The sequence below is a fragment of the Achromobacter sp. Root83 genome (assembly GCF_001428845.1).
GTDB lineage: Bacteria > Pseudomonadota > Gammaproteobacteria > Burkholderiales > Burkholderiaceae_B > Achromobacter.
Map to the genome: position 1 here is coordinate 332,374 of NZ_LMIU01000012.1, position 23,437 is coordinate 355,810.

Here is a 23,437-nt window from a genome sequence, read left to right on the forward strand (position 1 = left end):
GAGCTGCGGAGTGGTGAATCACGAGAATCGTATCCTTGGTGTTAGCATGGCAGGCTGATTATATGATTTGTCTCCATGTCTGATACAGCCGCCCGCACAGATCTTGTTTCTGACGACAAACTCCAGGGTCCGGCCGGCCAGAAAACCGGCAAAAATATGGGCAAAACCCCGGGCAAAACCCCGGCCAAAACCCCCGGCAAAACCTCGAGCAAAACCTCGGGCGAAGCCCTCGGCAAAAGCCCAGGCAAAAATCCCGCCGAAATTGCCGCTGGGATTGCCGCCGGGACTGCAAACGGCAGTGCCGAGGATGACGCCGAAGATTGCGCCGACGAAGCCACCGACACCGCCCCCCGGGGTGAGCCGCAACTTGTAACCGTGCCGTCCGCCATGCGCGCCGACCGGCTGGACAAGGTGCTGGCCGGCCTGTTGCCCGACCATTCGCGCAACCGCTTGCAGGGGTGGATCGAATCCGGCAACGTGCTGGTCAATGGCGCGCCCGGCAAGATCCGCCAGACGGTCGGTCCGGGCGACGAACTGACCATCTGGGCCCAGCCCGCGCCCGACGCGCGCGCCTTCACCCCCGAGCCCGTGGAATTCGCCGTCGTGGCTGAGAGCCCGGACTGGATCGTGGTGAACAAGCCTGCAGGGCTGGTCACCCATCCCGGCGCCGGCAACTGGAGCGGCACGCTGCTCAATGGCCTGCTGCACCGCTACCCCGAATTGGCCCAGATCGCCCGCGCCGGCATCGTGCACCGGCTGGATAAGGACACCTCCGGGCTGATGGTGGTGGCTCGCAACGACACGGCCCAGACTCATCTTGTGCGCCAGTTGCAGGCGCGCAGCATGGGCCGTGAATACGTGGCGCTGGCGCATGGCTGGGTCGCCGGCCCCGGCAAGGTGGACCGCGCCATCGGCCGCGACCCGCGCGTCCCCGTGCGCATGAGCGTCGAACGTCCCGTGGCGCCCAAGCCCGCCATTACTAATTACGCGCCGGCCCGCCGCGGCACGGTCGATCCGGGAGGCCGGGTCACCGAAGTCGTGTGCCGCCTTGAAACCGGCCGGACCCACCAGATCCGCGTGCACATGGCCAGCCTGGGGCATCCGCTGCTGGCCGACACCATCTACGGCGGCAGGAACATCGCGGGGGCGCAGCGCCAGATGCTGCACGCCCGCGCGCTGCATTTCGACGACCCGGGCGGCAAGGGCGAGGTCCAATTCACCGCCGAGGTGCCCGCCGACATGACGCTGGTCCAGGAAGGCATCGCATGGAACACGTGACCGCAGGCCTGCCCGTGGTGACCGGCCCCCAATGGGCCGGCGTGAATTATTTCTGCACGACCCGGGCGGGCGGCGTGGGCGTGGCCCCGCACGACACCCTGAATCTGGGCCGGCGGGCGGGCGACAATCCCGATGCCGTGGCCGAGAACCGGCGCCGCGTGCGCGCCGCGGTGCCGTCCGAACCGTTGTGGCTGCGCCAGGTGCATGGCAGCGAGGTCGTGGACGCCGACCAGTCCGATGTGCCGGAAGAGCCCGCGGTGGACGCCAGCGTCACGGCGCGGCCCGGACGCGTGCTGGCCATCATGGTGGCCGACTGCCTGCCCGTCGTCATCGCCGACGCCCGCGGCCAGGTGCTGGGCGCGGCGCACGCCGGCTGGCGCGGCCTGGCGGGCGGGGTGCTGGAACATACGCTGGCCGCCATGCGTGCCAAGGCGCCGCAGGCCTCGGATTGGCGCGCGTGGATCGGTCCGGGGATCGGTCCCCGCGAGTTCGAGGTCGGGCAGGACGTGCTGGACGCCTTCGTGGCGGACGACCCCGCCAGCCAGCGCTACTTCGCGCCGCGGCCGGGCATCACCGGCAAATGGCTGGCCGACCTCGCCGGATTGGCCGATTTCCGTCTGCGCCGCGCCGGGGTACAAGAGGTGTCGCTGAGCGGAATATGCACCGTGACGCAGGCAGACCGCTACTTTTCCTACCGGCGCGACGGCGAAACCGGACGCATGGCTTTGCTGGCCTGGCTGGACCCGGTTTGATGCCGCGCAAGGCCGGTGTCCGGCCTTGCATTCCGCTCTGGCGGCCCTCCTTGTATACCCGCATTGACAGTCCTGACCCCGGAATGCAAGATCAATCGCGAAGTCTCGATAACAAGGTGTCGAAGTGAATGCCAATCTCTCCGCCGCAGGCCCCATTCCGGTGAGCGTGGCACCGGAAGTCCTGGCTGACATCCAGGCCGAATTTTCTCGTGAATGGCAGCGCCTTTGCGACGACGCCCGGCGCGGCGCGCTGGCGCCTCCGCCCGACCGGCGCTTCGCCGGAGATGCCTGGGCCACCAATGGTTCGCACCTGCTGCTGGCGCATACCTATCTGCTGTCGGCCCGCGCCATGTCGCGCATGGTCGACGCCGCCCAGGTCAGCGAACCTATGCGCGACCGCCTGCGCTTTTCGATCATGCAATGGGTCGACGCGCTGTCGCCGTCGAACTTCCTGGCCCTGAACCCGGACGCCCAGCAATCCATCGTGGAAAGCGCCGGCCGCGCGTTGAACGAAGGCCTGGCGAACCTGCTGGGCGACGTCAAGAAGGGCCGTATCACGCAGACGGACGAATCGCAGTTCGAGATCGGCCGCAACGTAGCGACCACCCCTGGCGAAGTGGTGTTCGAAAACAGGTTGTTCCAGCTCATCCAGTACGCGCCGTCGACCGCCACCGTGCACGAACGGCCGCTGGTCATCGTGCCCCCGAACATCAACAAGTTCTACATCCTGGACCTGCAACCCGAAAACTCCTTCGTGCGGCATGCGGTCGCGCAGGGATACACGGTGTTCCTGATCTCGTGGCGCAATCCCGTGGCCGGCGATACCGACGGCGTAGACCGCGCCACCTGGTCCGACTACCTGGACGACGCCGTGCTGCAGGCGCTGCGCGTGGCCAGCGACATCACGAAGGAACCGCAGGTCAACGCCCTGGGCTTCTGCGTGGGCGGCACCATGCTGGCCTCGGCGCTGGCGCTGGCCGAAGCGCGCGGCGAGCATCCCGTGGCCTCGCTGACCTTGCTGACCTCGCTGCTGGATTTCCACGACACCGGTGTCCTCGGTGTTTTCGTCGACGAAGCCCACGCGCTGCTGCGCGACCATCAACTGGGCAACGGCGGGCTGATGCCCGGCCGCGACCTGGCCACCACCTTCTCGTTCCTGCGGCCCAACGAGCTCGTCTGGAACTACGTGGTGGGCAACTACCTGAAGGGCCAGAAGCCGCCGCCCTTCGATCTGCTGTTCTGGAACGGCGACAGCACCAATCTTCCCGGACCCTTCTTCTCCTGGTACTTCCGCAACACCTACCTCGAGAACAACCTGAAGGTGCCGGGACGCGCACAAGCCGCGGGCATGCCGCTGGACCTGACGCGGTTGCGGATGCCGGCGTACATATTCGGGTCGCGCGAAGACCATATCGTGCCTTGGGTATCGGCCTATGCGTCCACGCAGGTGCTGCGCGGGCCGCAGCGTTTCGTCCTGGGAGCCTCCGGCCATATCGCCGGCGTGGTCAATCCGCCCGCCAAGAAGCGCCGCAGCTACTGGGTGGCGGACACGCTGGAACAGGCGGGCCAACCGTTGCCAGGCGATCCCAACGCGTGGTTCGCGCAGGCCACCGAACATCCGGGAAGCTGGTGGCCCGATTGGACGGCCTGGCTGGCCGAGCATTCCGGCAAGCAAGTCAAGGCACGCGCAAAATTAGGCAATGCCAAGCACCGGCCCATCGAGCCGGCCCCTGGCAGATACGTGAAGGTCCGGGCAGCCTGACACCGCCGCAAGCGGTTGATTCCCGAACCAATAAGAAAGTTAATCAACGAGGCGTCCGTCGCACACAGGAGGAAGTCCAATGAGCGGAAAACTGGCTTACGTAACAGGCGGGATGGGCGGGATTGGCACCTCTATTTGCCAGCGCTTGGCCAAGGATGGCTTTCGCGTGGTGGCAGGTTGCGGCCCCAGCCGCAACTATCAGCAATGGCTGGATGAACAGGCCGCGCAGGGTTATACGTTCCATGCGTCCGTGGGCAACGTGTCCGATTGGGAGTCCACGGTAGATGCCTTCGAACGGGTCACCAAGGAACTGGGCCCGGTCGACGTGCTGGTCAATAACGCGGGTATCACCCGCGATGGGCTGTTCCGCAAAATGACCGCCGACGATTGGCGGGCCGTGATCGACACCAACTTGAACAGCCTGTTCAATGTGACCAAGCAGGTCATCGAAGGCATGGTGGAACGCCAGTGGGGCCGGATCATCAACATCAGTTCGGTGAACGGCCAAAAGGGGCAATTCGGCCAGACCAACTACTCCACGGCGAAGGCGGGCATACACGGCTTCACCATGGCGCTGGCGCAGGAAGTGGCCAGCAAGGGCGTCACGGTCAACACGATTTCGCCCGGCTATATCGGCACGGACATGGTCCGTGCCATCCGTCCCGACGTGCTGGAAAAGATCGTTGCCACGATTCCGGTGCGCCGCCTTGGCACGCCTGAGGAAATCGCGTCGATGACGTCGTGGCTGGCCTCGGACGAATCCGGCTTTTCGACCGGCGCGGACTTCTCGCTGAACGGCGGCCTGCACATGGGCTGACCCAACGTGGGCCGCCACGGGGCGGCCCATCGGCGCCGGATGGCCTCGGGGAGAGGGCCGTCCGGCATTACACTCCACCTTATCCGAAGCCTAAGAGATCGCCCGATCCGGGGACAAACAATGACGCAAGCACAAACCGGCGCCAGCCTGCGCCTGATTAAAAAGTACCCCAACCGTCGCTTATACGACACCCGGACCAGCACCTACATCACCCTGGCAGATGTCAAGCAACTGGTCCTGGCCAACGAGGAATTCCAGGTCGTCGACGCCAAGAGCGGCGAAGACCTGACGCGCAGCATCCTCCTGCAGATCATTCTTGAAGAAGAAAGCGGCGGCATGCCCATGTTCTCCTCGAACATGCTGTCCCAGATCATCCGTTTCTACGGTCATGCCATGCAGGGCATCATGGGTTCCTACCTGGAAAAGAACATCCAGGCATTCATGGAGATCCAGCAGCGCATGGCCGAGCAGTCCAAGGGCCTGTATGGGAGCCAGTTCGGCCCCGAGGCCTGGACGCAGTTCATGAACGTGCAGACGCCCATGCTCCAGAACATGATGAACAACTACATCGACCAGAGCAAAAACCTGTTCGTGCAGATGCAGGACCAGATGCAGGACCAGACGCGCGCCATGTTCTCGACCTTCCCGTTCACGCCTGGCGGCACGCCGGGCGGCCCGGGACGCAAATAGAGACCGGTCAGGGCGGGGTCCACGTGACCCGACCCCTTGTCTGAACCGGCGCGGCGAAAGCCGCGCCGGTTTTTTTTTCGTTTGACCCAGCGCAATGATCCGGCACTTTTTGGGCCTTTGGGTTCAGGGGTGTGTCAGCAAAATCCGATACATTAATGCAAACGGTTCTTGTTTGTGTTTTGGAACCGCGATTTGTTTGAGTCTCAAGGATTATGCACATGATCAAGAAAGCCTTGGCGCTGGCCATTGTCGCGTTGAGCGTCTCTGCTGCGCAGGCGGCCGAGTATCCCATCGGCAAGCCCGCGGAAAAGGGCGGCATGGAAATCGGCGCCGTGTATTTGCAGCCGATTGAAATGGATCCTCCCGGCATGATGCGTCCCGCCAAGGATTCCGATGTCCACCTCGAGGCCGACATCCACGCCACCGCCGGCAACAAGACGGGTTTCCCGGAAGGCGAATGGGTGCCCTATCTGGTCGTGAACTATGAAATCCAGAAGGTGGGCAGCCAGAATGTGCAGAAGGGCACGTTCATGCCCATGGTCGCCAACGACGGTCCGCACTATGGCGAGAACGTCAAGCTGGAAGGCCCGGGCAAGTACAAGCTGAAGTACTCGATCCTGCCGCCGACCGCGGACAAGATGAGCCACTTCGGCCGCCACGTCGACAAGGAAACCGGCGTGGGTCCGTGGTTCGAGCCCTTCGACCTGGAATATGAATTCGTCTACGCCGGCACCGGCAAGAAGGGCGGTTACTGATCGTGCGCCGCCTGCCGCGTGTTCTTGCCGCATTGCTGATCGGCCTGGCCGGCGTGGCCGGCACGGCGCCCGCGCGGGCGGACGAACTGCCCACGTTCACCTTGAGGTTCAAGCCGGACGGGACGTTCGAGCCAGCCACGCTGGAAGTGCCGGCAGGCCGCTTCAAGATTGAACTCATCAACGAGAGCAACGAGCCGGTGGAATTCGAGAGCATTCCGCTGCGCAAGGAAAAAGTGCTGGGACCCGGCGTGAAATCCTTTGTGGTGATCACCATCTCGCGTCCCGGCGAGTATCCCTTTTTTGATGACTTTCACCAGAGCGTGAAAGGCACCCTGGTCGTCAAGCCCAAGGAATAACGCGTAGCAGGTCATGGAACAGGTACTTTTCATCGTCTGGCGCGAAAGCGTCGAAGCCCTGCTGGTGGTGGGCATCCTGTATACGTGGCTGCGCGCCACGCCCGAGGGCAAGCGCGGGCTGCCTTATCTGTGGGGCGGCGTCGCGGCCGGGCTGGGACTGGCCGTGGCGCTGGCGCTGGTGCTGCTGGGCGTCTCGTCCTGGCTCAGCGACGAAGGCCAGGAATGGTTCCAGGCCATCATGTCGCTGGCCGCGTGCGTGCTGGTGGTGCAGATGGTCGTGTGGATGAAAACGCATGGCCGCACGCTCAAGCGCGAACTCGAAAGCGGCGCGCGTTCGTCCGTCGCCAATGACAACTGGTGGGGCCTGCTGGTGCTGGTCGCCATCGCCGTGGCCCGCGAAGGCAGCGAGACCGTGGTGTTCCTGTATGGCACCGTATCGGCGGGCGAAGGCGGCAGCGACATGCTGATGCTGGCCCTGGCCGGCGTGGCGGGCTTCGCGGTGGCGCTGCTGACGTTCTGGCTGCTGCAGCTGGGCGGCAAGCTCATTACGTGGCGCCGCTTCTTCCGCGTGACCGAAATCCTGCTGTTGCTGCTGGCGGGCTCGCTGCTGGTGGGCGGGTTGGATCACCTGATTTCCCTGGATGTCCTGCCGACGCTCGTGGACCCCGTCTGGGACAGCTCGTGGCTGTTGAGCGACAGCTCCGGTTTCGGCAAGGTGCTTGCCGACTTCGCGGGCTACCGCGCCTACCCGGCGCTGATGTCGGTCCTGCTGTGGGTGGGCTACTGGATCGCTGTCTGGGCGTTGTTGCGGTGGGCGGGCGGCAAGCCCGCACCGGTGACGGCGGCCCGGGGAGCATCCTGATTCCGGCGTTTTGCCGGAAGGAATATTTGAAGGTTGACCATGGCAGCTTTGCTCGGGAGGTCCGCCTCCCGTATCGCCGACTTTCTCCGTGACCATGCCCCGCTGTTGCGCAAGCTGCAGTGGGGCATCGTCGCGATGTACGCGTTCCTTTTGATCGTGCCCGCGTTGCTGCCCTTGCCGGACAACGCGGCCTCGGTGTTCAACAATCTGACGATCGTCGCTCAGTTCGCCTTCTGGGGCGTGTGGTGGCCGTTCGTGCTGATCTCCATGCCTATCCTGGGCCGGGCCTGGTGCGGCTGGCTCTGTCCCGAGGGCATGCTGACCGAATGGGCCAGCGAGCGCGGGCAGGGCCGCGCCATTCCCAAGTGGATGCGCTGGGGCGGCTGGCCGTTCGTGGCGTTCGCCTTGACGACGATCTATGGGCAACTGGTCAGCGTCTATCAGTACCCGCTGGCCGTGCTGGCCGTGCTGGGCGGGTCCACGGTGGCGGCCATGATCGTGGGCTGGCGCTACGGCCGCAGCAAGCGCGTGTGGTGCAAGTATCTGTGCCCGGTCAATGGCGTGTTCAACCTGCTGGCCAAGCTGGCGCCGTGGCATTTCAAGGTCGACGAAGAAAAGTGGCGCCATCCGGTCATCCGCATCGAACCCATCAACTGTGCGCCGCTGGTCCCCTTGCGCCACATGAAGGGCGCGGGCGACTGCCACGTCTGTGGCCGGTGCAGCGGCTATCGCGGCGCGATCGCGTTGACGCCGCGCTCGCCCGAAGAAGAGATCGTGCAGGTGGCCGACGGCGATCCCTGGCAGACCGCGCTGCTGTGCTTTGGCCTGATGGGCATCGCCATCGGCGCGTTTCTCTGGAGCGCCAGCCCCTGGTACGTCACCGCGAAACAATGGGCCGCGACCTGGCTGGTCGAGCGCGACATCCTGTGGCCGCTGATGGACAACGCGCCCTGGTTCATCCTGACGCATTATCCAGACGTGAACGACAGCTTTTCATGGCTGGATGGGGCGGGCATTCTGATGTTCGTCGTCGGCGCGACGGTCTGCGTCGGCGGCGCGAGCTTCCTGTCTTTGTGGCTCGCTGACCGTTTGGCGCCCGCGGCGCCGGTGCCGGGCGTCCGCGCCACGCGCTGGGGGCGCCCGGGCCTGCACAAGCTGGCCCAGGCCTTGATCCCGGCGGCCGGCATCGGCGTGTTCCTGGGGCTGTCGGCCACCACCGTCAACCTGCTCAAGCACGAAGGCGTGCAAGCCGCGTGGGCCACGCCCGTGCGCTTCACGCTATTGACGCTGGCGGTGCTCTGGACGCTGCGCCTGTTCGTCCGGCTGCTCAAGCAACGCCCGGCGAGCGTGTTCAGGAAAAGCCTGGCCGGGCTGGCGCTGATCGCGGGCCTGGCGCCGTTCTGCCTGGCCTGGGTGCTGTTCTTCGCCATCTGGTAGCCCGTCCTCGCGCGCATTGCGATAAAGTTGGTACCGCGCCGGCGCCGCCGGCATTCCCTCTTTTTTCGTTCCGCCATGGCCACCTACGCGTTCCGACTGCTCAACGTTTTCGCTTCCTCCACTTTCAGCGGCAATCAGCTTTGCGTGTTCGAAGACGCGCGGGGCATGGACGACGCCACCATGCTGAACCTGGCCGCGCAGTTCAACCTGTCCGAGACCACTTTCATCCTGCCCTCGGACCGCGCGGACGCGCAGGTGCGCATCTTCACGCCGGGCTACGAGATGAAGTTCGCCGGCCATCCCACCATCGGCACCTCGCAGGTCGTGCGCGACCTGCTGCGGACGGGCGATGCGCTGACGCTGGAATTCAAGGCCGGCGTCGTGCCCGTGGTGGCCAGCGGCGATGCCTGGACGTTTACCGCGCCATGCCCCGGCGGGGTGCGCACGGCCAGGCCCGAACTGGACGGCGCCGAAATCGCGGGGCTGGTCGGATTGGACGGCGGTGACCTGCTGGCCGAACCCATCTGGGTGGATACCGGCGCGGACCAGTTGCTGGTGCCGCTTGCCAGCGTGGATGCCGTGCGCCGGGCCGCGCCGGATGCCTCCAGGCTGGCGCGCTGGCAGGCCAGCAGCCTGGGGCGCAAGACGCTTTATGTGTTTGCCTTCGACGAAGGCAGGCTGCAAGACGGGCGCCAGGCCGTGGTGGCCAGGTACTTCTTCGCCAAGGCGGGGGGCGGCGTCGACGAAGACGCGGGCACCGGGTCGGCCTGCGCCAACCTGGGCGGTTGGCTGCAGCACCGCGGCTACCCCATGCCGGCCAGCATACTGGTAGAGCAGGGCGACCAGATGGGCCGGCCCTGCCGGCTGCTGCTGGACGTCGGCGCCGATGGCCGGATCCAGGTGGGCGGCCGCGCGCTGGAGATCGGCCGAGGCACCGTGACGCTCTAGCGCCAGGCGGCCCGCACCGTACGCCCACGAGAAAGCGGCGCCCGTGTTGCCACGGGCGCCGCTTGTTCTTCAGGCGTAGCTCTGGAAGATGCCGTCCTTACTTCTTGTTCTTGGCGGGATCGACCTTGATGTTGTTCATGACCTGCTTGACGCCTTCAACGCCGCGCGCCACGGTGGCGGCATGATCGGCTTCGGCGGCGGTGCCCACGCTGCCCGTCAGGGTTGCGACGCCGTTATTGGTTTCAACGGCGATTTCCAGGGAACTCAGCTGCTTGTCGGCCACAAAGGCGGCCTTGACCTTGGTGGTCACGGTGGCGTCGGACGCGTATTCACCCACGGACTGTTTAGGCTTGCCGTCGTTGGCGGCAAAAGCCATGGAAGTGAAGGCAGCGCCCGTGCCCAGTGCAGCGGCGGCGATCAGCTTGCGAATTTCCATAGTAATGCTCCTTGTTATTGGTGGTTCAGCGCGTTCAGGACGCAATGGCTTTCAATGAATGTGCGGGTGCGTGTTCTATTTCTTGCGGAAGGCGCCGCCCAGAATGGACAGCAGCGCCAATACCAGGAAGACGAAGAACAAGACCTTGGCGATCCCCGCGGCGCCGGCGGCAATACCGCCGAAACCCAGGACAGCCGCGATGATGGCGATGACGAAGAAAACTACGGCGTAATGCAGCATGTCAGCTTCTCCTGGTGATTGAACGGATCAGGGATTGCGGTCAAAGAAATCCCGGACTTCCTTTTGCGCTTCTTCCTTGGTCTTGCCATAGCGCTCCTGGATCAAGCCAGCCAGGCGTTCGGCATTGCCTTCCGTTCGGGTCAACTCGTCGTCGGTGAGTTCACCCCAGGCCGCTTTGGCCTTGCCTGCTAGTTGCTTCCACTTGCCGGCGATGATGTCGTTATTCATGGTGACCTCTCTCTGTTGATTTGCGGCGTCAGGCTTATGGCCTATAAGTCCTGCAATCGCGGTTGAGTTGGACACTGATCAGCTAGTCCTTACCGTACGAGCGCACCCCGGGGCCTGTCAAACGCGGCTGTGGATAAATGTAACAACGCACCGAGGGTGAAAACCGGCCGTCTGCGACGAGGGAAGCCTGCAGGGGCAGCAGAGGGTGGAGTTACATTCCTGCAATGTTTTGTCCCCTTTTGAGTGCCCCTCGTAACGGGATTTGCCCCGCGCGAGGGAACGGGCGGCTGGATCGCCCGGGGCCATGCCGGTATAGTCGCCACGGAACCCGCCTGGCGGTTCGACGTGAAAACGGAAAGGAGCACGCATGACGAAACGACTTTGCAGCGCGATCTTGCTGGTGCTGGGCGCGATGGCGGCCGTGGGATGCACGCACGTGACGGACAAGTATCAGGCGGTGGCGCCCATGGCGTCGCCGCACGCTTGAACGCCGCGGGCACGAAAACAAACGGGGCGCCTGGGCGCCCCGTTTGTTTTTACCCGCGCGCGCGTCAGGCTTGCGAGATGCGCTTGGCGATGTGGTCCAGCGCCTCTTCGACCTGATCCACCAGGATCAGGCACAGGTCGCCCGCGTTCAAGCGCGAGAGCGCCGTGTCGATCGCCAGGAATTCCCCGTGGATCTCTTCGATGTGCGTGGTGCGGCTGGCGCCGACCAGGCCCTGCTGCAGCAGGGCCAGCACCTCGCCATCGGCGCGGCCGCGTTGGCATTGGTCCTGGTAGAGCAGGACATCGTCGAAGGCCGCGCCCAGGATCTCGGTCTGCATGCGGATGTCTTCGTCGCGCCGGTCGCCCGCGCCGCTGATGACCACCGAGCGCCGCGCCGAGGGCATGGCGTCCACCGCGCGCACCAGGGCCAGGATCGCGTCGGGGTTGTGGCCATAGTCCGCGATCACCGTGGCGCCGCGATGGTCGAACACGTTGAAGCGGCCGGGGGCGGTCTGGGCGTCGTTGACGAAGGTGGCCAGGCCGCGGCGGATGATGTCCCAGTCCAGGTTCAGCGCCCAGGCCGCGGCGATCGACGCCATGGCGTTTTCCACCTGGAAGGTGATGGTGCCATTGCGCGTCAGCGGAATCGCGGCCAGCGGGAAGCGCACCTCATCGGCACCCTGCGCGGCCACGATGGCATCGCCGTCGCGGTACACCGAGCGCAGGCCCTGCGCGCGGTGGGTCGCCAGCACGGGATGGTTGCGGTCCTCGGCAAAGTAGGTGATCGACCCGGGGCAGCTCGCGGCCATTTCGGCCACGATGGGATCGGCGGCGTTCAGTACCGCCGTGCCCGAGGGATGAACATGCTGGACGATGACGCGCTTGACCACCGCCAGGTCTTCCACCGTGCTGATGTAGCCCAGGCCCAGGTGGTCGCCCATGCCGATGTTGGTGACGATGGCGACGTTGCAGCGGTCGAAGGCCAGGCCTTCGCGCAGGATGCCGCCACGGGCCGTCTCGAACACCGCGGCGTCCACGTCGGGGTGCATCAGCACGCTGCGGGCGCTGCGCGGGCCGCTGCAGTCGCCCGTGTCGATGCGCAGCGTGTCCACGTAGACGCCATCCGAATTCGTCATGCCCACCCGGTTGCCGGCGGTGCCCAGCAGATGGGCGGTCAGGCGCACCGTGGTGGTCTTGCCGTTGGTGCCGGCAACGGCCACCACCGGAATGCGGCCGTCGTCGCCGTCCGCGTACATGTTGGAGATGATGGCTTCGCCCACGGGGCGGCCCTTGCCGAACGAGGGGTTCAGGTGCATGCGCAGCCCGGGGGCCGCGTTGACCTCGACCACGCCGCCATGCTGCTCTTCCAGCGGGTATTGCACGCTTTCGGCCACCACGTCCACGCCGCAGATGTCCAGGCCGATCATGCGGGCCGCGGATACCGCGCGCGCCGCCATCTCGGGATGAACCTCATCGGTCACGTCGGTGGCGGAGCCGCCGGTGCTCAGGTTGGCGTTGTTGCGCAGGAAGATCAGCGTGCCGGGAGGCGGCACGGAGTCGGCGTCGAAGCCCTGCTTTTTCAGCGTCGCCAGGGCAATGTCGTCGAAGCGGATCTTGGTCAGCGACGTGGCGTGGCCGTCGCCGCGCAGCGGGTCGGCGTTGACCTGGTCGACCAGTTGGCGGATGGTGTGCTGGCCATCGCCCGTGACCTGGGGCGGATCGCGCCGCGATGCAGCCACCAGCGCGCCGCCCACCACCAGCAGGCGGAAGTCGTGGCCCGGGATGTAGCGTTCGACGATGACTTCCGAGCTGATTTCCTCGGCCACTTCGAAGGCCTGGATCACGCGCTCACGCGTCTCGATGTTGACGGCGACGCCCCGGCCCTGGCTGCCGTCGCGCGGCTTGACCACCACCGGGCCGTCCAGTTCCTGGGCCGCGGCCCAGGCTTCTTCGGCGGTGGTGACCGAACGGCCCATGGGCACCGGCACGCCCGCGGCGTCCAGCAGCATCTTGGTCAGGTCCTTGTCTTGCGCGATGGACTCCGAGATGGCGCTGGTCAGATCCGTTTCGGCGGCCTGGATGCGGCGCTGCTTGCTGCCCCAGCCGAACTGCACCATGCTGCCCTGAGTCAGGCGGCGGTACGGAATGTTGCGCGCCACGGCTGCGTTCACGATGGAACCGGTGCTGGGGCCCAGGCGCACGTCTTCGTCCAGTTCGCGCAAACGCTTCAAGGCGTCGGCGATGTCGAACGGGGTGTCGTCCAGCGCGGCGCGCACCAGCGCTTGCGCCAGTTCCATCGCCAGCTTGCCGACCTCTTCCTCGCTGTACTCCACCGCCACCTGGAATACGCCGGGCTCGATGGTGGAGGCGGTGCGGCCGAACGTGACGGGGCAGCCGGCGTGCGCCTGCATCGTCAATGCGGCGATCTGCAGCACATGCGCCATCGATACCGCGTCCTGATGGCCTTCGGGACGCAGCAGCCCGATTTGGGGCAGGCGGGCACGCAGGCGGGCTTCGAATTCGGGCAGGTTGTCGAGGGAGCATTCGGCGTCGGCGCAGGACACGATGGCCTCGATCGCGGTGTTCTTGCTCCACAGATTGGGGCCGCGCAATGCTCGGATACGGGAAACTTCCATGGCAGGTATTCCTGTCGTCTAACGCGCGCCCCGCGGACTGCCGCGGGCGCGCGCGGATATTGTCAGTGTTGCTGAATCCAGCGGCGGACCAGGTCGATGGTGGGGCCGGAGAACGCCTCGTCGGACTGCAGCAGGACGAAGTCCCCCGCCGCGATGCCGTCGAGCACGCTTTCGATGGCCTTGCCGTGATCGGGCTCTTCCTGGACGTCCTTGACGCGGCTGCCCTGCGCCAGGCCCTGGCGCAGCAGGGCGCGCGCCTGGCCTTGGGGCCGCTTGCTGCGCACGGTCATGTCGTCATAGAGCACGACGCGGTCAAAGGCATCGCCAAGCAGCCTGCCCTGTTCGATCAGGTCCGCATCGCGGCGGTCCGCGCCGGCCGAGTAGACGGCGGCGCGCGTCGTGGACGGGAACTGGTCGATCGCGGCGATGAGCGGACGCAGCGCCGACGCATTGTGCACATCGTCCACCACGACCGTGCCGCCCTTGCGTTCGAACAGGGTGAATTGCCAGGGGGCATCCGCCTGATCGATATCGAAGGTTTCGATCCCGGCGCGGATCAATTCAACCGGGATGTCCAGCGCCCAGGCCGCGCCCACGGCCGCCAGCACGTTCTCGACCTGAAAGGCCACGCGCCCGCCATGCGTGAGCGGAATGGCCGCCACGTCGGCCAGCCGCTCTTCTTGCGCGCCTTGCGCAAGCACGATGCAGCCGTCGCGCACGAACACGGCGCGGCCGTCCTGCCCAAGATGGGCCGCGATGGCGGGCAGGGCGGGATCGATGCCGAAGAAGATCACGGCGCCGTCGCAGAGTTCGGCCATTTCCACCACGCGCGGGTCGCGCGCGTTCAGCACCGCCGCGCCGCCGGGCAGGACCACGTCCACCTGCGTGCGGAACACGTTGAACATGCGCTCCGTTTCATTGATGTCGAAGTCGCCCAGGTGGTCCGCGTCGTCGATGTTGGTGACCACGCCGACGTGGCAGCGGTCGTAGGCCAGGCCCTGGCCCAGGATCACGCCGCTGTCGTTTTCGATGACGGCGGCGTCCACGTTGCGGTTCATCAACAGACGGGTGCCCGACGCGAAGTCGGCGCGGTCGCCTTTCTGCACCAGGCGGCGGTCCAGGTAGAGCCCTTCGCTGCACGCCAGGCCGGTGCGCTTGCCCGACAGGTGCAGCAAGCGCGCCACCAGGCGGGCCACCACGGTCTTGCCGTTGGTGCCAGTCACGCCAACGATGGGAATGCGGCCCGCGTCGCCATCGGGGAACAGATGGTCGACGATGGCGCGGCCGACCGGGCGCGGCGTGCCGTCGGCGGGCTTCAGGTGCATCAGGAGGCCCGGGCCGGCATTGACCTCGACGATCGCGCCGCGCTGTTCGTCCAGCGGGCGGGAGATGTCTTCCGCCACCAGGTCCACGCCGGCGATGTCCAGGCCCACGATGCGGGCAGCCAGCGTCACGGTGGCCGCGATGCTGGGGTGGACGCGGTCGGTCACATCGAAGGCGACGTTGCCGCTGCGCTGAACCAGCACGCGCTGGCCTTCGGGGGCGATGCTGTCTTCGGACAGGTTCTGGCGGGCGATTTCCAGCCGGGCGGCGGAATCCAGGCGCACCGGATTGAGCGGGTGGTTTTCCGTACGGCCGCGGCGCGGATCGGTATTGATCTGGCTGTCGATCAGTTCGGCGATGGTGGATTTGCCGTCGCCGGTCACCCAGGCGGGCTCGCCGGCGGCGGCGGCCACCATGCGGTCGCCGACCACCAGAAGGCGATGTTCGTTGCCCAGCACGAAGCGTTCGACGATCACGCCGCTGCCTTCGTCCACGGCCACGCGGTAGGCGGAGACCACTTCTTCGCGGGTCGTCAGGTTGGTGAAGACGCCCCGGCCATGGTTGCCGTCATAGGGTTTCACGACGACGGGCAGGCCGATGTCCTCGGCCGCGTCCCAGGCGTCGTCTTCGCTTTCGACCAGGCGGCCTTCCGGCACGGGCACGCCGCAGGTCGACAGCAGCTCCTTGGTCAGATCCTTGTCGCGCGAAATGCCTTCCGCGATCGCGCTGGTGCGGTCGGTTTCGGCCGTCCAGATGCGGCGCTGGGCCGATCCGTAGCCGAACTGCACGAGGTTGCCCTCGAACAGGCGGATGTAGGGTATGTCGCGGTCATCGGCCGCGTCCACGATGCAGGCGGTGCTGGGGCCGAGACAGTGGCGGTCGACCAGGCTGCGCAGCTTCGAGACGGTGGCGGGCACATCGAAAGGGCGGTCTTCGATGGCGGCCATGACCAGGTCGCGGGCTTCGTTCAGGGCGGTGCGGGTGACCTGTTCCTGCCAGGCGCGCACGACCACCTTGTAGACACCGCGCGTGGAGGTCTCGCGGGCCTTGCCGAACCCGCCGCGCAGGCCGGCCAGGTTCTGGAGTTCCAGGGTTACATGTTCAAGAATGTGGCCGGGCCAGGTGCCTTCTTTCAGGCGGGCCAGGAAGCCGCCCCGGACTCCGGGGCTGCAACGGTGCTCGATCAGGGTCGGCAGCCATTCGGTCAGGCGCTCGTAGAATCCGGGAATCGTGTTGGACGGGTAGTCCTCCAGCTCTCCGATATCCACCCATGCTTCAAGGACCGGGCGATACGTCCAAATGTTCGGGCCGCGCAAAGCCACGACATCGAGAAATTCAATGTCTTTCTTTTTCATGTTTTAATTTACGTGAGAAGCAGGTTGGCACGCGCGGACGCCCCTATGCAAGACCGCGAATTTATTGGGGTTGCGCCTTTAGAATAATGCCGACGAGCGGGGGATCCCAGATATTCCTAATTAGAAAAATCGGCTGCTACTATACGACGCCTTCAAGGCGTGAACTCGTTGTGTTGTAAGGAAGGGACACGTTTGCCGCCGACGGCGTCAAACCGGGTGCCGCCTAGTAGGGCAGAGTCCTGGCCCGGTATGCGTTCCAATGAAAAAACCACACCTGCTTTCCGGCCTTGCCGATGCCTTTCCTGCCCGCTGGCGGGATGAAATCCTTGCCGAACTGGCGGACGGCGAAAACCTGCTGGCGTGGGTCGAAATAGACCTCGATCAGCGTTTGAAATTCCAGCCAGGCCTGGTCGCCGTCACCGACCGCCGTCTGCTTGCGCGCCATTCGGACGATACCCGCTGGGAATCCTGGCCATATGGCCCCCAATTAAGGCTCAGCCTGTCCGACCACGCGGGCGCCGCCGTACTCGAGCTGCACGACGACACCGCGCGGCTTGGCATCTGGCGCTTCACGCTGGCCCGCAATCCGGCCGCCCTGCGTTTGCTGGCCCAGTTCGAGACCCAGCAGTCCATCCGCCTTTCCGGCCATCAGGTGGAAGACCTGGCGGAACGCGCCTGCACCATCTGTAATAACGTCATCCCCGCGGGCGAGGAAGAATGCCCGACGTGCAACCAGGAACAGGCGGCGCCGTCCTCCACCTGGGCGCTGCTGCGCCTCTGGCGTTTCGCGCGGCCGTACCGTGGCCCGTTGATTGCCGGTTTCCTGCTGACGCTGCTGGGCACCGCGGCCACGTTGGTGCCGCCCTACCTCACCATGCCGCTGATGGACGACGTGCTGATTCCGTTCCAGAACGGCGCGCCGATCGACTACGCCAAGGTCCGGCTCTACCTGAGCGGCCTGCTGGCGTCCGCCTTCCTGGCTTGGGGGCTGGGATGGGCGCGGACCTACATCCTGGCCTGGGTCAGCGAGCGCATAGGCGCCGACCTGCGCACCACCACCTATGAGCACCTGCAGGGGCTATCGCTGGAGTACTTCGGCGGCAAGCGCACCGGCGACCTGATTTCGCGCATCGGCAGCGAGACCGACCGCATCTGCGTATTTCTATCCCTGCACCTGCTGGACTTCGCCACCGACATCCTGATGATCGTCATGACGGCGGTCATCCTGGTGACCATCAACCCGTGGCTGGCCCTGGTCACGCTGGTGCCGCTGCCCTTCATCATCTGGATGATCCATGCCGTGCGCGACCGCCTGCGGCATGGCTTCGAAAAGGTCGACCGCATCTGGTCCGAGATCACCAACGTGCTGGCGGACACCATCCCGGGCATACGCGTGGTCAAGGCGTTCGCCCAGGAAAAGCGCGAGGTCGCGCGGTTTCGCGAAGCCAACAACCGCAACCTGGAAGTCAATGACCGGGTCAATACCACCTGGTCGCTGTTCTCTCCCACCGTCACCCTGCTGACCGAGGTGGGCCTGCTGGTGGTCTGGATCTTCGGCATCTGGCAGGTGTCGCAACGGCAGATCACCGTGGGGGTGCTGGCGGCCTTCCTGGCATACATCGGACGGTTCTATCTGCGCCTGGATTCCATGAGCCGCATCGTCTCGGTCACGCAGAAGGCGGCGGCCGGCGCCAAGCGCATCTTCGACATCCTGGACCACGTCTCCAGCGTGCCCGAACCCCAGAATCCGGCCAAGCTGCCGCACATCAACGGCCGCATCGAATTGCGCGACGTCGGTTTCCGCTACGGCAACCGGCAGGTCATCCGGGGCCTGAACCTGACCATCGCCCCGGGCGAGATGATCGGCCTGGTGGGACACAGCGGCTCGGGCAAGAGCACGCTGATCAACCTGATCTGCCGCTTTTACGACGTGTCCGAAGGCGCGGTGCTGGTGGACGGCGCCGACATCCGTTCGGTGCGCGTGGCGGACTATCGCCAGAATATCGGCCTGGTGCTGCAAGAGCCGTTCCTGTTCTTCGGCACCATCGCCGAGAACATCGCCTACGGCAAGCCCCACGCCACGCGCGACGAGATCGTCGCCGCGGCGCGCGCCGCCCACGCGCACGAATTCATCCTGCGGCTGCCGCACGGCTACGACTCGCTGGTGGGAGAGCGCGGCCAGGCGCTGTCCGGCGGCGAGCGCCAGCGCATTTCCATCGCCCGGGCGCTGCTGATCGACCCGCGCATCCTGATTCTCGACGAAGCCACGTCGTCGGTGGACACCACCACCGAAAAGGAAATCCAGAAGGCGCTGGACAACCTGGTGCGCGGCCGCACCACCATCGCCATCGCCCACCGCCTGAGCACGTTGCGCAAGGCGGACCGCCTGGTGGTGCTGGACCGCGGCCAGATCGTGGAGCAGGGGCCGCACGAAGAACTGATGGCCCGCGAGGGCGCCTACTATCGCCTGTATCAGGCGCAAGCGCGCCAGGCCGAAGCCGATGCGCAAGCGTCGGGCGGCGAAGACATGGCCGCCGTGGCCTGACACGGAACCGGGATTATCGTCATGACGTTGCCGTTCTTTCAGTTGCGCCGCAATCCCTTCGGGCGCCTGGAGTTTCAATCCGCCGACGGGGAAGTGCATGAAGGCGTCATTCCCGTGCGCGCCTTTCCGATCAGCGAAGCGGGCCGCGGCCTGTCGCTGGTGACCAGTGACGGCCACGAACTGGTCTGGATCGAACACCTGTCCGACGTGCCGGCCGCGCAGCGGGAGCTGATCGAGGAAGAACTCGCGGGCCGCGAATTCATGCCCGAGATCCGCAAGCTGGCCAGCGTGTCGACGTACGCCACGCCCAGCACCTGGAAGGTCGAAACCGATCGCGGCCCCACGTCCTTCACGCTGCGCGGCGAAGAAGACATCCGCCGCCTGAGCCCGCAGACCTTGCTGATCGCCGACAGCCACGGCATCTTTTATCTGGTGCGCGACATCCAGTCGCTGGACAAGCACAGCCGCAAGCTGCTCGACCGCTTTCTTTGAAGCGCCGGCGGCCGGCGCGCCGCACGGATCAGGCGCTCTTGAAGGGCGTATGGGATTCGAGTTCGCCCAGATAGTCCGTGACCGCGGCGGTCTCCTCGTCCAGGAAGTTCTGGATCGCCTCGGCGAATCCAGGGTGGGCGACCCAGTGCGCCGACCAGGTCGGCGTGGGAAGCAGCCCGCGCGCCATCTTGTGTTCGCCCTGCGCGCCACCCTCGAAGCGCGCGATGCCGTGCGCGATGCAATAGGCGATGGCCTGCATGTAGCAGGTTTCGAAATGCAGCCCCGGCACATACTCCGTCGCGCCCCAATAGCGGCCGTAGAGCGCATCGCCGCCCGCCAGATTCAGCGCCGCCGCCACCGGCTGGCCGTTGCGTTCCGCCAGGATCAGCACGAAGGCGTCCGCCTGTTCGCGGTGCGCTTGCTCGAAGAATTCGCGGCTCAGGTAGGGCGGGTTGCCATGGTTGAAATACGTATGGCAATAGCATTCATAGAAAAACGCCAGGTCGGCCGCGCGGATCTCGTGGCCGCGCAGCCAGCGGTACGACAGTCCGGCTGCGGCGACTTTCTTGCGGTCCTGCCGGATCTTCTTGCGCTTGTCGTGGCTCATGGTGGCCAGGAACGCATCGAAGTCCGCGTAGCCGGCGTTGGTCCAGTGGAACTGCACGCTTTCCCGGATCATGAAGCCCGCATCCCGCAACACGCGCATGTCGGCGTCGATGGGAAACAGCAGATGCAGCGACGACACCTTGATTTCTTCCGCGAAGGCCACCAGCCCGCGCACCAGCGTCGCGCGGTCTTCGTCGCTGGTCGCCAGCAGCCGAGGACCCGTCACCGGCGTAAAGGGGATGGCCGACAGCAGCTTGGGGTAATAGCGCATGCCATGCCGCTGGAAGGCGTCGGCCCACGCATAGTCGAACACGTACTCGCCGCGCGAATGCGATTTCAGGTAGAGGGGCACGGCGGCGGCCAGCGCTGCGCCGCGCCACAGCGCGAGGTAGTGAGGCGCCCAGCCGGTGCCGCGCGCCGCGCAGCCGGTTTCGTGCAAGGCGTGCAGGAAGGCGTGCCGCAGGAAGGGCTGGTCCCCCGCCAGCGCGTCCCACTGGCGGGCGTCGATGCGGGACAGATCGGTTTCAATGGTCAGGCGCGGGGAATCCATCGCTGAATGATAAAGTCTCCGTCAATGCAGGGTATCGAAGCCACAGGCTTTTCAGGGTTTTGAGGCGGCCGTGGTCCGCCCGGGATTGGAATCATCATGGTCAGCAATACGGTCCCCGCCGCGCAGGGGTTTGGTCCGAACTGCATGCGAGAGCAGGCGCTGGCGGCCTTGGCGGCCACGGCATGGCCGGAAAAGCTCGAGCGCGTGCGCGCCATCGCCGATGACGCCGTGCTGGATTGCCAGCGCGTGTTCGCGCCGCTGCCGGGCTTGCCCGGCCACCCGCCACGGCCGGAACTGGTCGCGCCGGCGCAGGTCAGGCAACGTTCGATGGCCACGCAGGAGGGGCGCGCGGCGCTGCTGCACGCATTGGCGCATATCGAATTCAACGCGGTGAACCTGGCGCTGGATATCCTCTGGCGTTTTGCCGGCATGCCCGAGGCCTTCTACCGGGACTGGCTGCGCGTCGCCCGTGAAGAAGCCTATCACTTCGATCTGTTGCGCCAGCGTCTGGACGCGCTGGGTCATGCCTATGGCGATTTCCCGGCGCACAGCGGCCTGTGGGACATGGCGGAAAGAACGCAGGACGATCTGCTCGCCCGCCTGGCGCTGGTGCCGCGCACGCTGGAGGCGCGCGGCCTGGACGCCTCGCCCATGATCCGCAACAAGCTGGCCGGGGCCGGAGACCCGGACAGCGCGGCCATCGTGGACATCATCCTGCGCGACGAGATCGGCCACGTCGCCATCGGCAACCATTGGTACCGGCAACAATGCGCGCAAGCGGGCAGGGAGCCCGTGGCCTGCTACGCCGAGCTGGCCCGCCGGTACGATGCTCCCCGCTTGCGCGGCCCCTTCAACCTTGAGGCGCGCCGCGCCGCGGGTTTCAACGAAGCAGAGCTTGCCGCCCTGCAGGCCGGCTGACCGGAAGGCGCCAGAATGGACATCACGATAGATGCGCTGCTGACCGGCACGGTGCGCCCGCTGGGCGACTCCGGGCGCGACAGCGGCATCGACAAGCATCCCGTTGCCGAGCGCCTGCGGCTGGGGCCGGAAGGCCTGGGCGGCGACGAGCAGGCCGATCGCCGCTTTCATGGCGGTCCCGAAAAGGCGCTGCATCACTATGCGCGCGACCACTACCCGGCCTGGCGTGCCGCATTGGGTGAACGCGCCGTGTTGGACGGTCCCGGCGCCTTCGGCGAGAACCTCTCCACCACGGGCATGACGGAACGCGACGTCTGCGTGGGCGATATCTACCGCGCGGGCACGGCGCTGATTCAGGTGTCGCAGGCGCGGCAGCCTTGCTGGAAACTGGATCACCGCTTCGGCCGTCGCGGCATGGCGGCCCAGGTACAGGCCAGCGGCATGACCGGCTGGTATTACCGCGTGCTGGCGACCGGCTGGCTGAAGGCGGGCGATACGCTATCCCTGCAGGAGCGTCCGCATCCGCAATGGACGCTGGCGCACGTGCAGGACATCCTGAACCGCCGCGTGCTGGACCCGGACGTGCTGCGAGCCCTGGCTGATCTGCCCGAGCTGTCGCCGAATTGGCGCACGCTCTTCGAGAAACGCGCCCGCGCAGGCGAAGTCGAAGATTGGACGCGGCGCCTCGAAGGCGATGCGGCGTCGCCATCCCCCAAGGAATCCCAGGCATGAAATCCCTTTTGTCCTTCGCGCTGACCGGCGCCGCGTTGATCTTGCCCTTGCCCGCGGCCCAGGCGGCGGACGCCTTTGCCGCCTGCCTCGCGCAGTTGCGCGCGCCCGCCCTGAAGGCCGGCGTGTCGGGGGCGGCGTTCGACACGCACACCGCAAACCTGGCGCCCGATATGGCGGTGATCGATCTGCTGGATGCCCAGCCCGAGTTCAAGACGCCCATCTGGGACTACATGGCGGGCCTGGTGGACGACGAACGCGTGGCGGACGGACGGGCCGGCATGGCGCGCTGGCAGGCCGAGCTCGACCGCGCCGCCAAGCAATATGGCGTGGACCCGGCCACCATCGCGGCCGTCTGGGGCGTGGAAAGCAATTTCGGGCGCACGCTGGGCGGCCGGCCGCTCCTGACCTCGCTGTCCACGCTGTCGTGCTTCGGCCGCCGCCAAGCCTATTTCCGGGGTGAGTTCTTCGCCACCCTGAAGATCATCCAGGACGAGCACATCGCGCCCGAGCGTCTGGCCGGATCGTGGGCGGGCGCATTCGGCCAGACCCAGTTCATGCCTTCCACCTACCTGCGGCTGGCGGTGGACTTCGATGGGGACGGCCGGCGCGACCTGGTCGACAGCGTGCCCGACGCGCTGGCGTCCACCGCCAACTTCCTGAAGCGGGCGGGCTGGAATCCCGCGCTGGCCTGGGGCTACGAAGTCAAGCTGCCCGCCGGTCTGGACACGGCCGGAGCGGGGCGCAAGAACAAGCGGCCTATGTCGTCCTGGGTCCGCCAGGGCGTGGTCCGGGCCGACGGGCAGGCCTTGCCCGCGGGCGAGACGCCTGCGGGCCTGATGCTGCCGGCGGGCCGGAGCGGCCCCGCGTTTTTGGTCACGCGCAATTTCGACGCCCTGTATTCCTATAACGCCGCGGAAAGCTACGCGCTGGCGATCGCGCACCTGTCGGACCGGCTGCGCGGCGGCGGGCCTTTGGTGCAGGCCTGGCCCACCGACGATCCGGGGCTGTCCCGGGCGCAACGGCGCGAGCTGCAGCGGCTGCTGATCGCCCGCGGCCACGATGTGGGCGAACCCGATGGAATGATCGGCGCCCGGACCCGCCAGGCCTTGCAGGCCGCGCAGCGGGAACTGGGCCTGCCGCCGGACGGCCGCGCGGGCATGAAAGCCTTGCAGGCGTTGAAGGCATCGGCCGCCCCCACGGCCGCGAACTGAGCGGCGCCGGCCCTCCACGGCA

22 protein-coding genes are annotated in these 23,437 nt (G+C 66.2%); 15 read left to right on the top strand and 7 right to left on the bottom strand.

Annotated features, from left to right (window positions below; genetic code table 11):
* Window positions 1-18 precede the first annotated feature (18 nt).
* Entirely contained in the window at window positions 19-366 is a 348-nt protein-coding gene (locus ASE30_RS28980) for a hypothetical protein (protein ID WP_156407643.1), read from the bottom strand.
* Between the two features lie 9 nt (window positions 367-375).
* On the opposite strand from ASE30_RS28980, the gene ASE30_RS13865 reads away from it, so the two are divergent.
* From ASE30_RS13865 to ASE30_RS13910, 10 genes are all read left to right on the top strand, one after another.
* Window positions 376-1,278, top strand: a complete 903-nt coding sequence (locus ASE30_RS13865) for an RluA family pseudouridine synthase (RefSeq protein ID WP_057285195.1) — start codon at window positions 376-378, stop codon at window positions 1,276-1,278.
* Window positions 1,266-2,030, top strand: coding sequence for a peptidoglycan editing factor PgeF (pgeF, locus tag ASE30_RS13870; protein WP_057284877.1), 765 nt, complete (start codon window positions 1,266-1,268; stop codon window positions 2,028-2,030). Before ASE30_RS13865 ends, pgeF begins: the two co-directional genes overlap by 13 nt.
* 124 nt (window positions 2,031-2,154) lie before the next feature.
* Complete coding sequence (phaC, locus tag ASE30_RS13875) at window positions 2,155-3,792, top strand: class I poly(R)-hydroxyalkanoic acid synthase (protein ID WP_057284878.1); 1,638 nt, start codon at window positions 2,155-2,157, stop codon at window positions 3,790-3,792.
* A gap of 79 nt (window positions 3,793-3,871) precedes the next feature.
* On the top strand, window positions 3,872-4,609 hold the full coding sequence (gene phbB / locus ASE30_RS13880) for an acetoacetyl-CoA reductase (protein ID WP_057284879.1): 738 nt from the start codon (window positions 3,872-3,874) through the stop codon (window positions 4,607-4,609).
* Window positions 4,610-4,729: 120 nt separating this feature from the next.
* Window positions 4,730-5,299, top strand: coding sequence for a polyhydroxyalkanoate synthesis repressor PhaR (gene phaR, locus ASE30_RS13885; RefSeq protein WP_057284880.1), 570 nt, complete (start codon window positions 4,730-4,732; stop codon window positions 5,297-5,299).
* Window positions 5,300-5,517: 218 nt separating this feature from the next.
* A complete protein-coding gene (locus ASE30_RS13890) occupies window positions 5,518-6,054 on the top strand; it encodes an iron transporter (protein WP_057284881.1) in 537 nt (178 codons plus the stop codon).
* Window positions 6,055-6,056: 2 nt separating this feature from the next.
* Complete coding sequence (locus ASE30_RS13895; protein WP_057284882.1) at window positions 6,057-6,410, top strand: cupredoxin domain-containing protein; 354 nt, start codon at window positions 6,057-6,059, stop codon at window positions 6,408-6,410.
* A 13-nt stretch (window positions 6,411-6,423) separates the two neighbouring features.
* Entirely contained in the window at window positions 6,424-7,272 is an 849-nt protein-coding gene (locus tag ASE30_RS13900) for an FTR1 family protein (protein WP_057284883.1), read from the top strand.
* Window positions 7,273-7,311: 39 nt separating this feature from the next.
* Complete coding sequence (locus tag ASE30_RS13905) at window positions 7,312-8,709, top strand: 4Fe-4S binding protein (RefSeq protein WP_057284884.1); 1,398 nt, start codon at window positions 7,312-7,314, stop codon at window positions 8,707-8,709.
* A gap of 75 nt (window positions 8,710-8,784) precedes the next feature.
* A complete protein-coding gene (locus tag ASE30_RS13910) occupies window positions 8,785-9,657 on the top strand; it encodes a PhzF family phenazine biosynthesis protein (protein ID WP_057284885.1) in 873 nt (290 codons plus the stop codon).
* A 97-nt stretch (window positions 9,658-9,754) separates the two neighbouring features.
* Here the strand turns inward: ASE30_RS13910 and ASE30_RS13915 are convergent, their stop codons facing one another.
* From ASE30_RS13915 to cphA (ASE30_RS13930), 5 genes are all read right to left on the bottom strand, one after another.
* The gene (locus ASE30_RS13915; protein WP_057284886.1) at window positions 9,755-10,093 is read right to left on the bottom strand and encodes a BON domain-containing protein; all 339 of its coding nucleotides are present in this window, start codon (window positions 10,091-10,093) and stop codon (window positions 9,755-9,757) included.
* A 75-nt stretch (window positions 10,094-10,168) separates the two neighbouring features.
* Window positions 10,169-10,333 carry a DUF1328 domain-containing protein gene (locus tag ASE30_RS28540; RefSeq protein WP_082586272.1) on the bottom strand — a complete coding sequence of 55 codons (165 nt, stop codon included), beginning with the start codon at window positions 10,331-10,333 and terminating at the stop codon, window positions 10,169-10,171.
* Between the two features lie 27 nt (window positions 10,334-10,360).
* Window positions 10,361-10,561: a CsbD family protein gene (locus tag ASE30_RS13920; RefSeq protein WP_057284887.1), complete on the bottom strand. Its 201-nt coding sequence runs from the start codon at window positions 10,559-10,561 to the stop codon at window positions 10,361-10,363.
* 551 nt (window positions 10,562-11,112) lie between these two features.
* Window positions 11,113-13,683 carry a cyanophycin synthetase gene (gene cphA / locus ASE30_RS13925; protein ID WP_057284888.1) on the bottom strand — a complete coding sequence of 857 codons (2,571 nt, stop codon included), beginning with the start codon at window positions 13,681-13,683 and terminating at the stop codon, window positions 11,113-11,115.
* Between the two features lie 62 nt (window positions 13,684-13,745).
* Complete coding sequence (gene cphA / locus ASE30_RS13930; RefSeq protein WP_057284889.1) at window positions 13,746-16,361, bottom strand: cyanophycin synthetase; 2,616 nt, start codon at window positions 16,359-16,361, stop codon at window positions 13,746-13,748.
* A 259-nt stretch (window positions 16,362-16,620) separates the two neighbouring features.
* On the opposite strand from cphA (ASE30_RS13930), the gene ASE30_RS13935 reads away from it, so the two are divergent.
* Together ASE30_RS13935 and ASE30_RS13940 are read left to right on the top strand one after the other, a co-directional pair.
* Entirely contained in the window at window positions 16,621-18,906 is a 2,286-nt protein-coding gene (locus tag ASE30_RS13935; RefSeq protein ID WP_057284890.1) for an ABC transporter ATP-binding protein, read from the top strand.
* 21 nt (window positions 18,907-18,927) lie between these two features.
* Window positions 18,928-19,398 (top strand): DUF1854 domain-containing protein, encoded by a 471-nt coding sequence (locus tag ASE30_RS13940; RefSeq protein WP_057284891.1) that lies wholly within the window; start codon window positions 18,928-18,930, stop codon window positions 19,396-19,398.
* A gap of 28 nt (window positions 19,399-19,426) precedes the next feature.
* Here the strand turns inward: ASE30_RS13940 and ASE30_RS13945 are convergent, their stop codons facing one another.
* Window positions 19,427-20,554: a GNAT family N-acetyltransferase gene (locus ASE30_RS13945; protein WP_057284892.1), complete on the bottom strand. Its 1,128-nt coding sequence runs from the start codon at window positions 20,552-20,554 to the stop codon at window positions 19,427-19,429.
* A 96-nt stretch (window positions 20,555-20,650) separates the two neighbouring features.
* On the opposite strand from ASE30_RS13945, the gene ASE30_RS13950 reads away from it, so the two are divergent.
* Genes ASE30_RS13950 through ASE30_RS13960 form a run of 3 tightly spaced genes read left to right on the top strand, consistent with a single transcriptional unit; the run spans window position 20,651 to window position 23,415 of the window.
* Window positions 20,651-21,472: a ferritin-like domain-containing protein gene (locus tag ASE30_RS13950; protein WP_057284893.1), complete on the top strand. Its 822-nt coding sequence runs from the start codon at window positions 20,651-20,653 to the stop codon at window positions 21,470-21,472.
* Window positions 21,473-21,487: 15 nt separating this feature from the next.
* Window positions 21,488-22,204 carry an MOSC domain-containing protein gene (locus ASE30_RS13955; protein ID WP_057284894.1) on the top strand — a complete coding sequence of 239 codons (717 nt, stop codon included), beginning with the start codon at window positions 21,488-21,490 and terminating at the stop codon, window positions 22,202-22,204.
* Complete coding sequence (locus tag ASE30_RS13960; protein ID WP_057284895.1) at window positions 22,201-23,415, top strand: lytic murein transglycosylase; 1,215 nt, start codon at window positions 22,201-22,203, stop codon at window positions 23,413-23,415. The genes ASE30_RS13955 and ASE30_RS13960 overlap by 4 nt, the downstream gene beginning before the upstream one ends.
* Window positions 23,416-23,437: the final 22 nt, after the last annotated feature.

Bases quoted from the DNA above. Each gene is read 5' to 3' on its own strand.
- pgeF (WP_057284877.1), top strand. From the start codon at position 1,266: ATGGAACACGTGACCGCAGGCCTGCCCGTGGTGACCGGCCCCCAATGG.
- phbB (WP_057284879.1), top strand. From the start codon at position 3,872: ATGAGCGGAAAACTGGCTTACGTAACAGGCGGGATGGGCGGGATTGGC.
- phaR (WP_057284880.1), top strand. From the start codon at position 4,730: ATGACGCAAGCACAAACCGGCGCCAGCCTGCGCCTGATTAAAAAGTAC.
- ASE30_RS13890 (WP_057284881.1), top strand. From the start codon at position 5,518: ATGATCAAGAAAGCCTTGGCGCTGGCCATTGTCGCGTTGAGCGTCTCT.
- ASE30_RS13900 (WP_057284883.1), top strand. From the start codon at position 6,424: ATGGAACAGGTACTTTTCATCGTCTGGCGCGAAAGCGTCGAAGCCCTG.
- ASE30_RS13905 (WP_057284884.1), top strand. From the start codon at position 7,312: ATGGCAGCTTTGCTCGGGAGGTCCGCCTCCCGTATCGCCGACTTTCTC.
- ASE30_RS13910 (WP_057284885.1), top strand. From the start codon at position 8,785: ATGGCCACCTACGCGTTCCGACTGCTCAACGTTTTCGCTTCCTCCACT.
- ASE30_RS13915 (WP_057284886.1), bottom strand. From the start codon at position 10,093: ATGGAAATTCGCAAGCTGATCGCCGCCGCTGCACTGGGCACGGGCGCT.
- ASE30_RS28540 (WP_082586272.1), bottom strand. From the start codon at position 10,333: ATGCTGCATTACGCCGTAGTTTTCTTCGTCATCGCCATCATCGCGGCT.
- ASE30_RS13920 (WP_057284887.1), bottom strand. From the start codon at position 10,561: ATGAATAACGACATCATCGCCGGCAAGTGGAAGCAACTAGCAGGCAAG.
- cphA (WP_057284888.1), bottom strand. From the start codon at position 13,683: ATGGAAGTTTCCCGTATCCGAGCATTGCGCGGCCCCAATCTGTGGAGC.
- cphA (WP_057284889.1), bottom strand. From the start codon at position 16,361: ATGAAAAAGAAAGACATTGAATTTCTCGATGTCGTGGCTTTGCGCGGC.
- ASE30_RS13935 (WP_057284890.1), top strand. From the start codon at position 16,621: ATGAAAAAACCACACCTGCTTTCCGGCCTTGCCGATGCCTTTCCTGCC.
- ASE30_RS13940 (WP_057284891.1), top strand. From the start codon at position 18,928: ATGACGTTGCCGTTCTTTCAGTTGCGCCGCAATCCCTTCGGGCGCCTG.
- ASE30_RS13945 (WP_057284892.1), bottom strand. From the start codon at position 20,554: ATGGATTCCCCGCGCCTGACCATTGAAACCGATCTGTCCCGCATCGAC.
- ASE30_RS13950 (WP_057284893.1), top strand. From the start codon at position 20,651: ATGGTCAGCAATACGGTCCCCGCCGCGCAGGGGTTTGGTCCGAACTGC.
- ASE30_RS13955 (WP_057284894.1), top strand. From the start codon at position 21,488: ATGGACATCACGATAGATGCGCTGCTGACCGGCACGGTGCGCCCGCTG.
- ASE30_RS13960 (WP_057284895.1), top strand. From the start codon at position 22,201: ATGAAATCCCTTTTGTCCTTCGCGCTGACCGGCGCCGCGTTGATCTTG.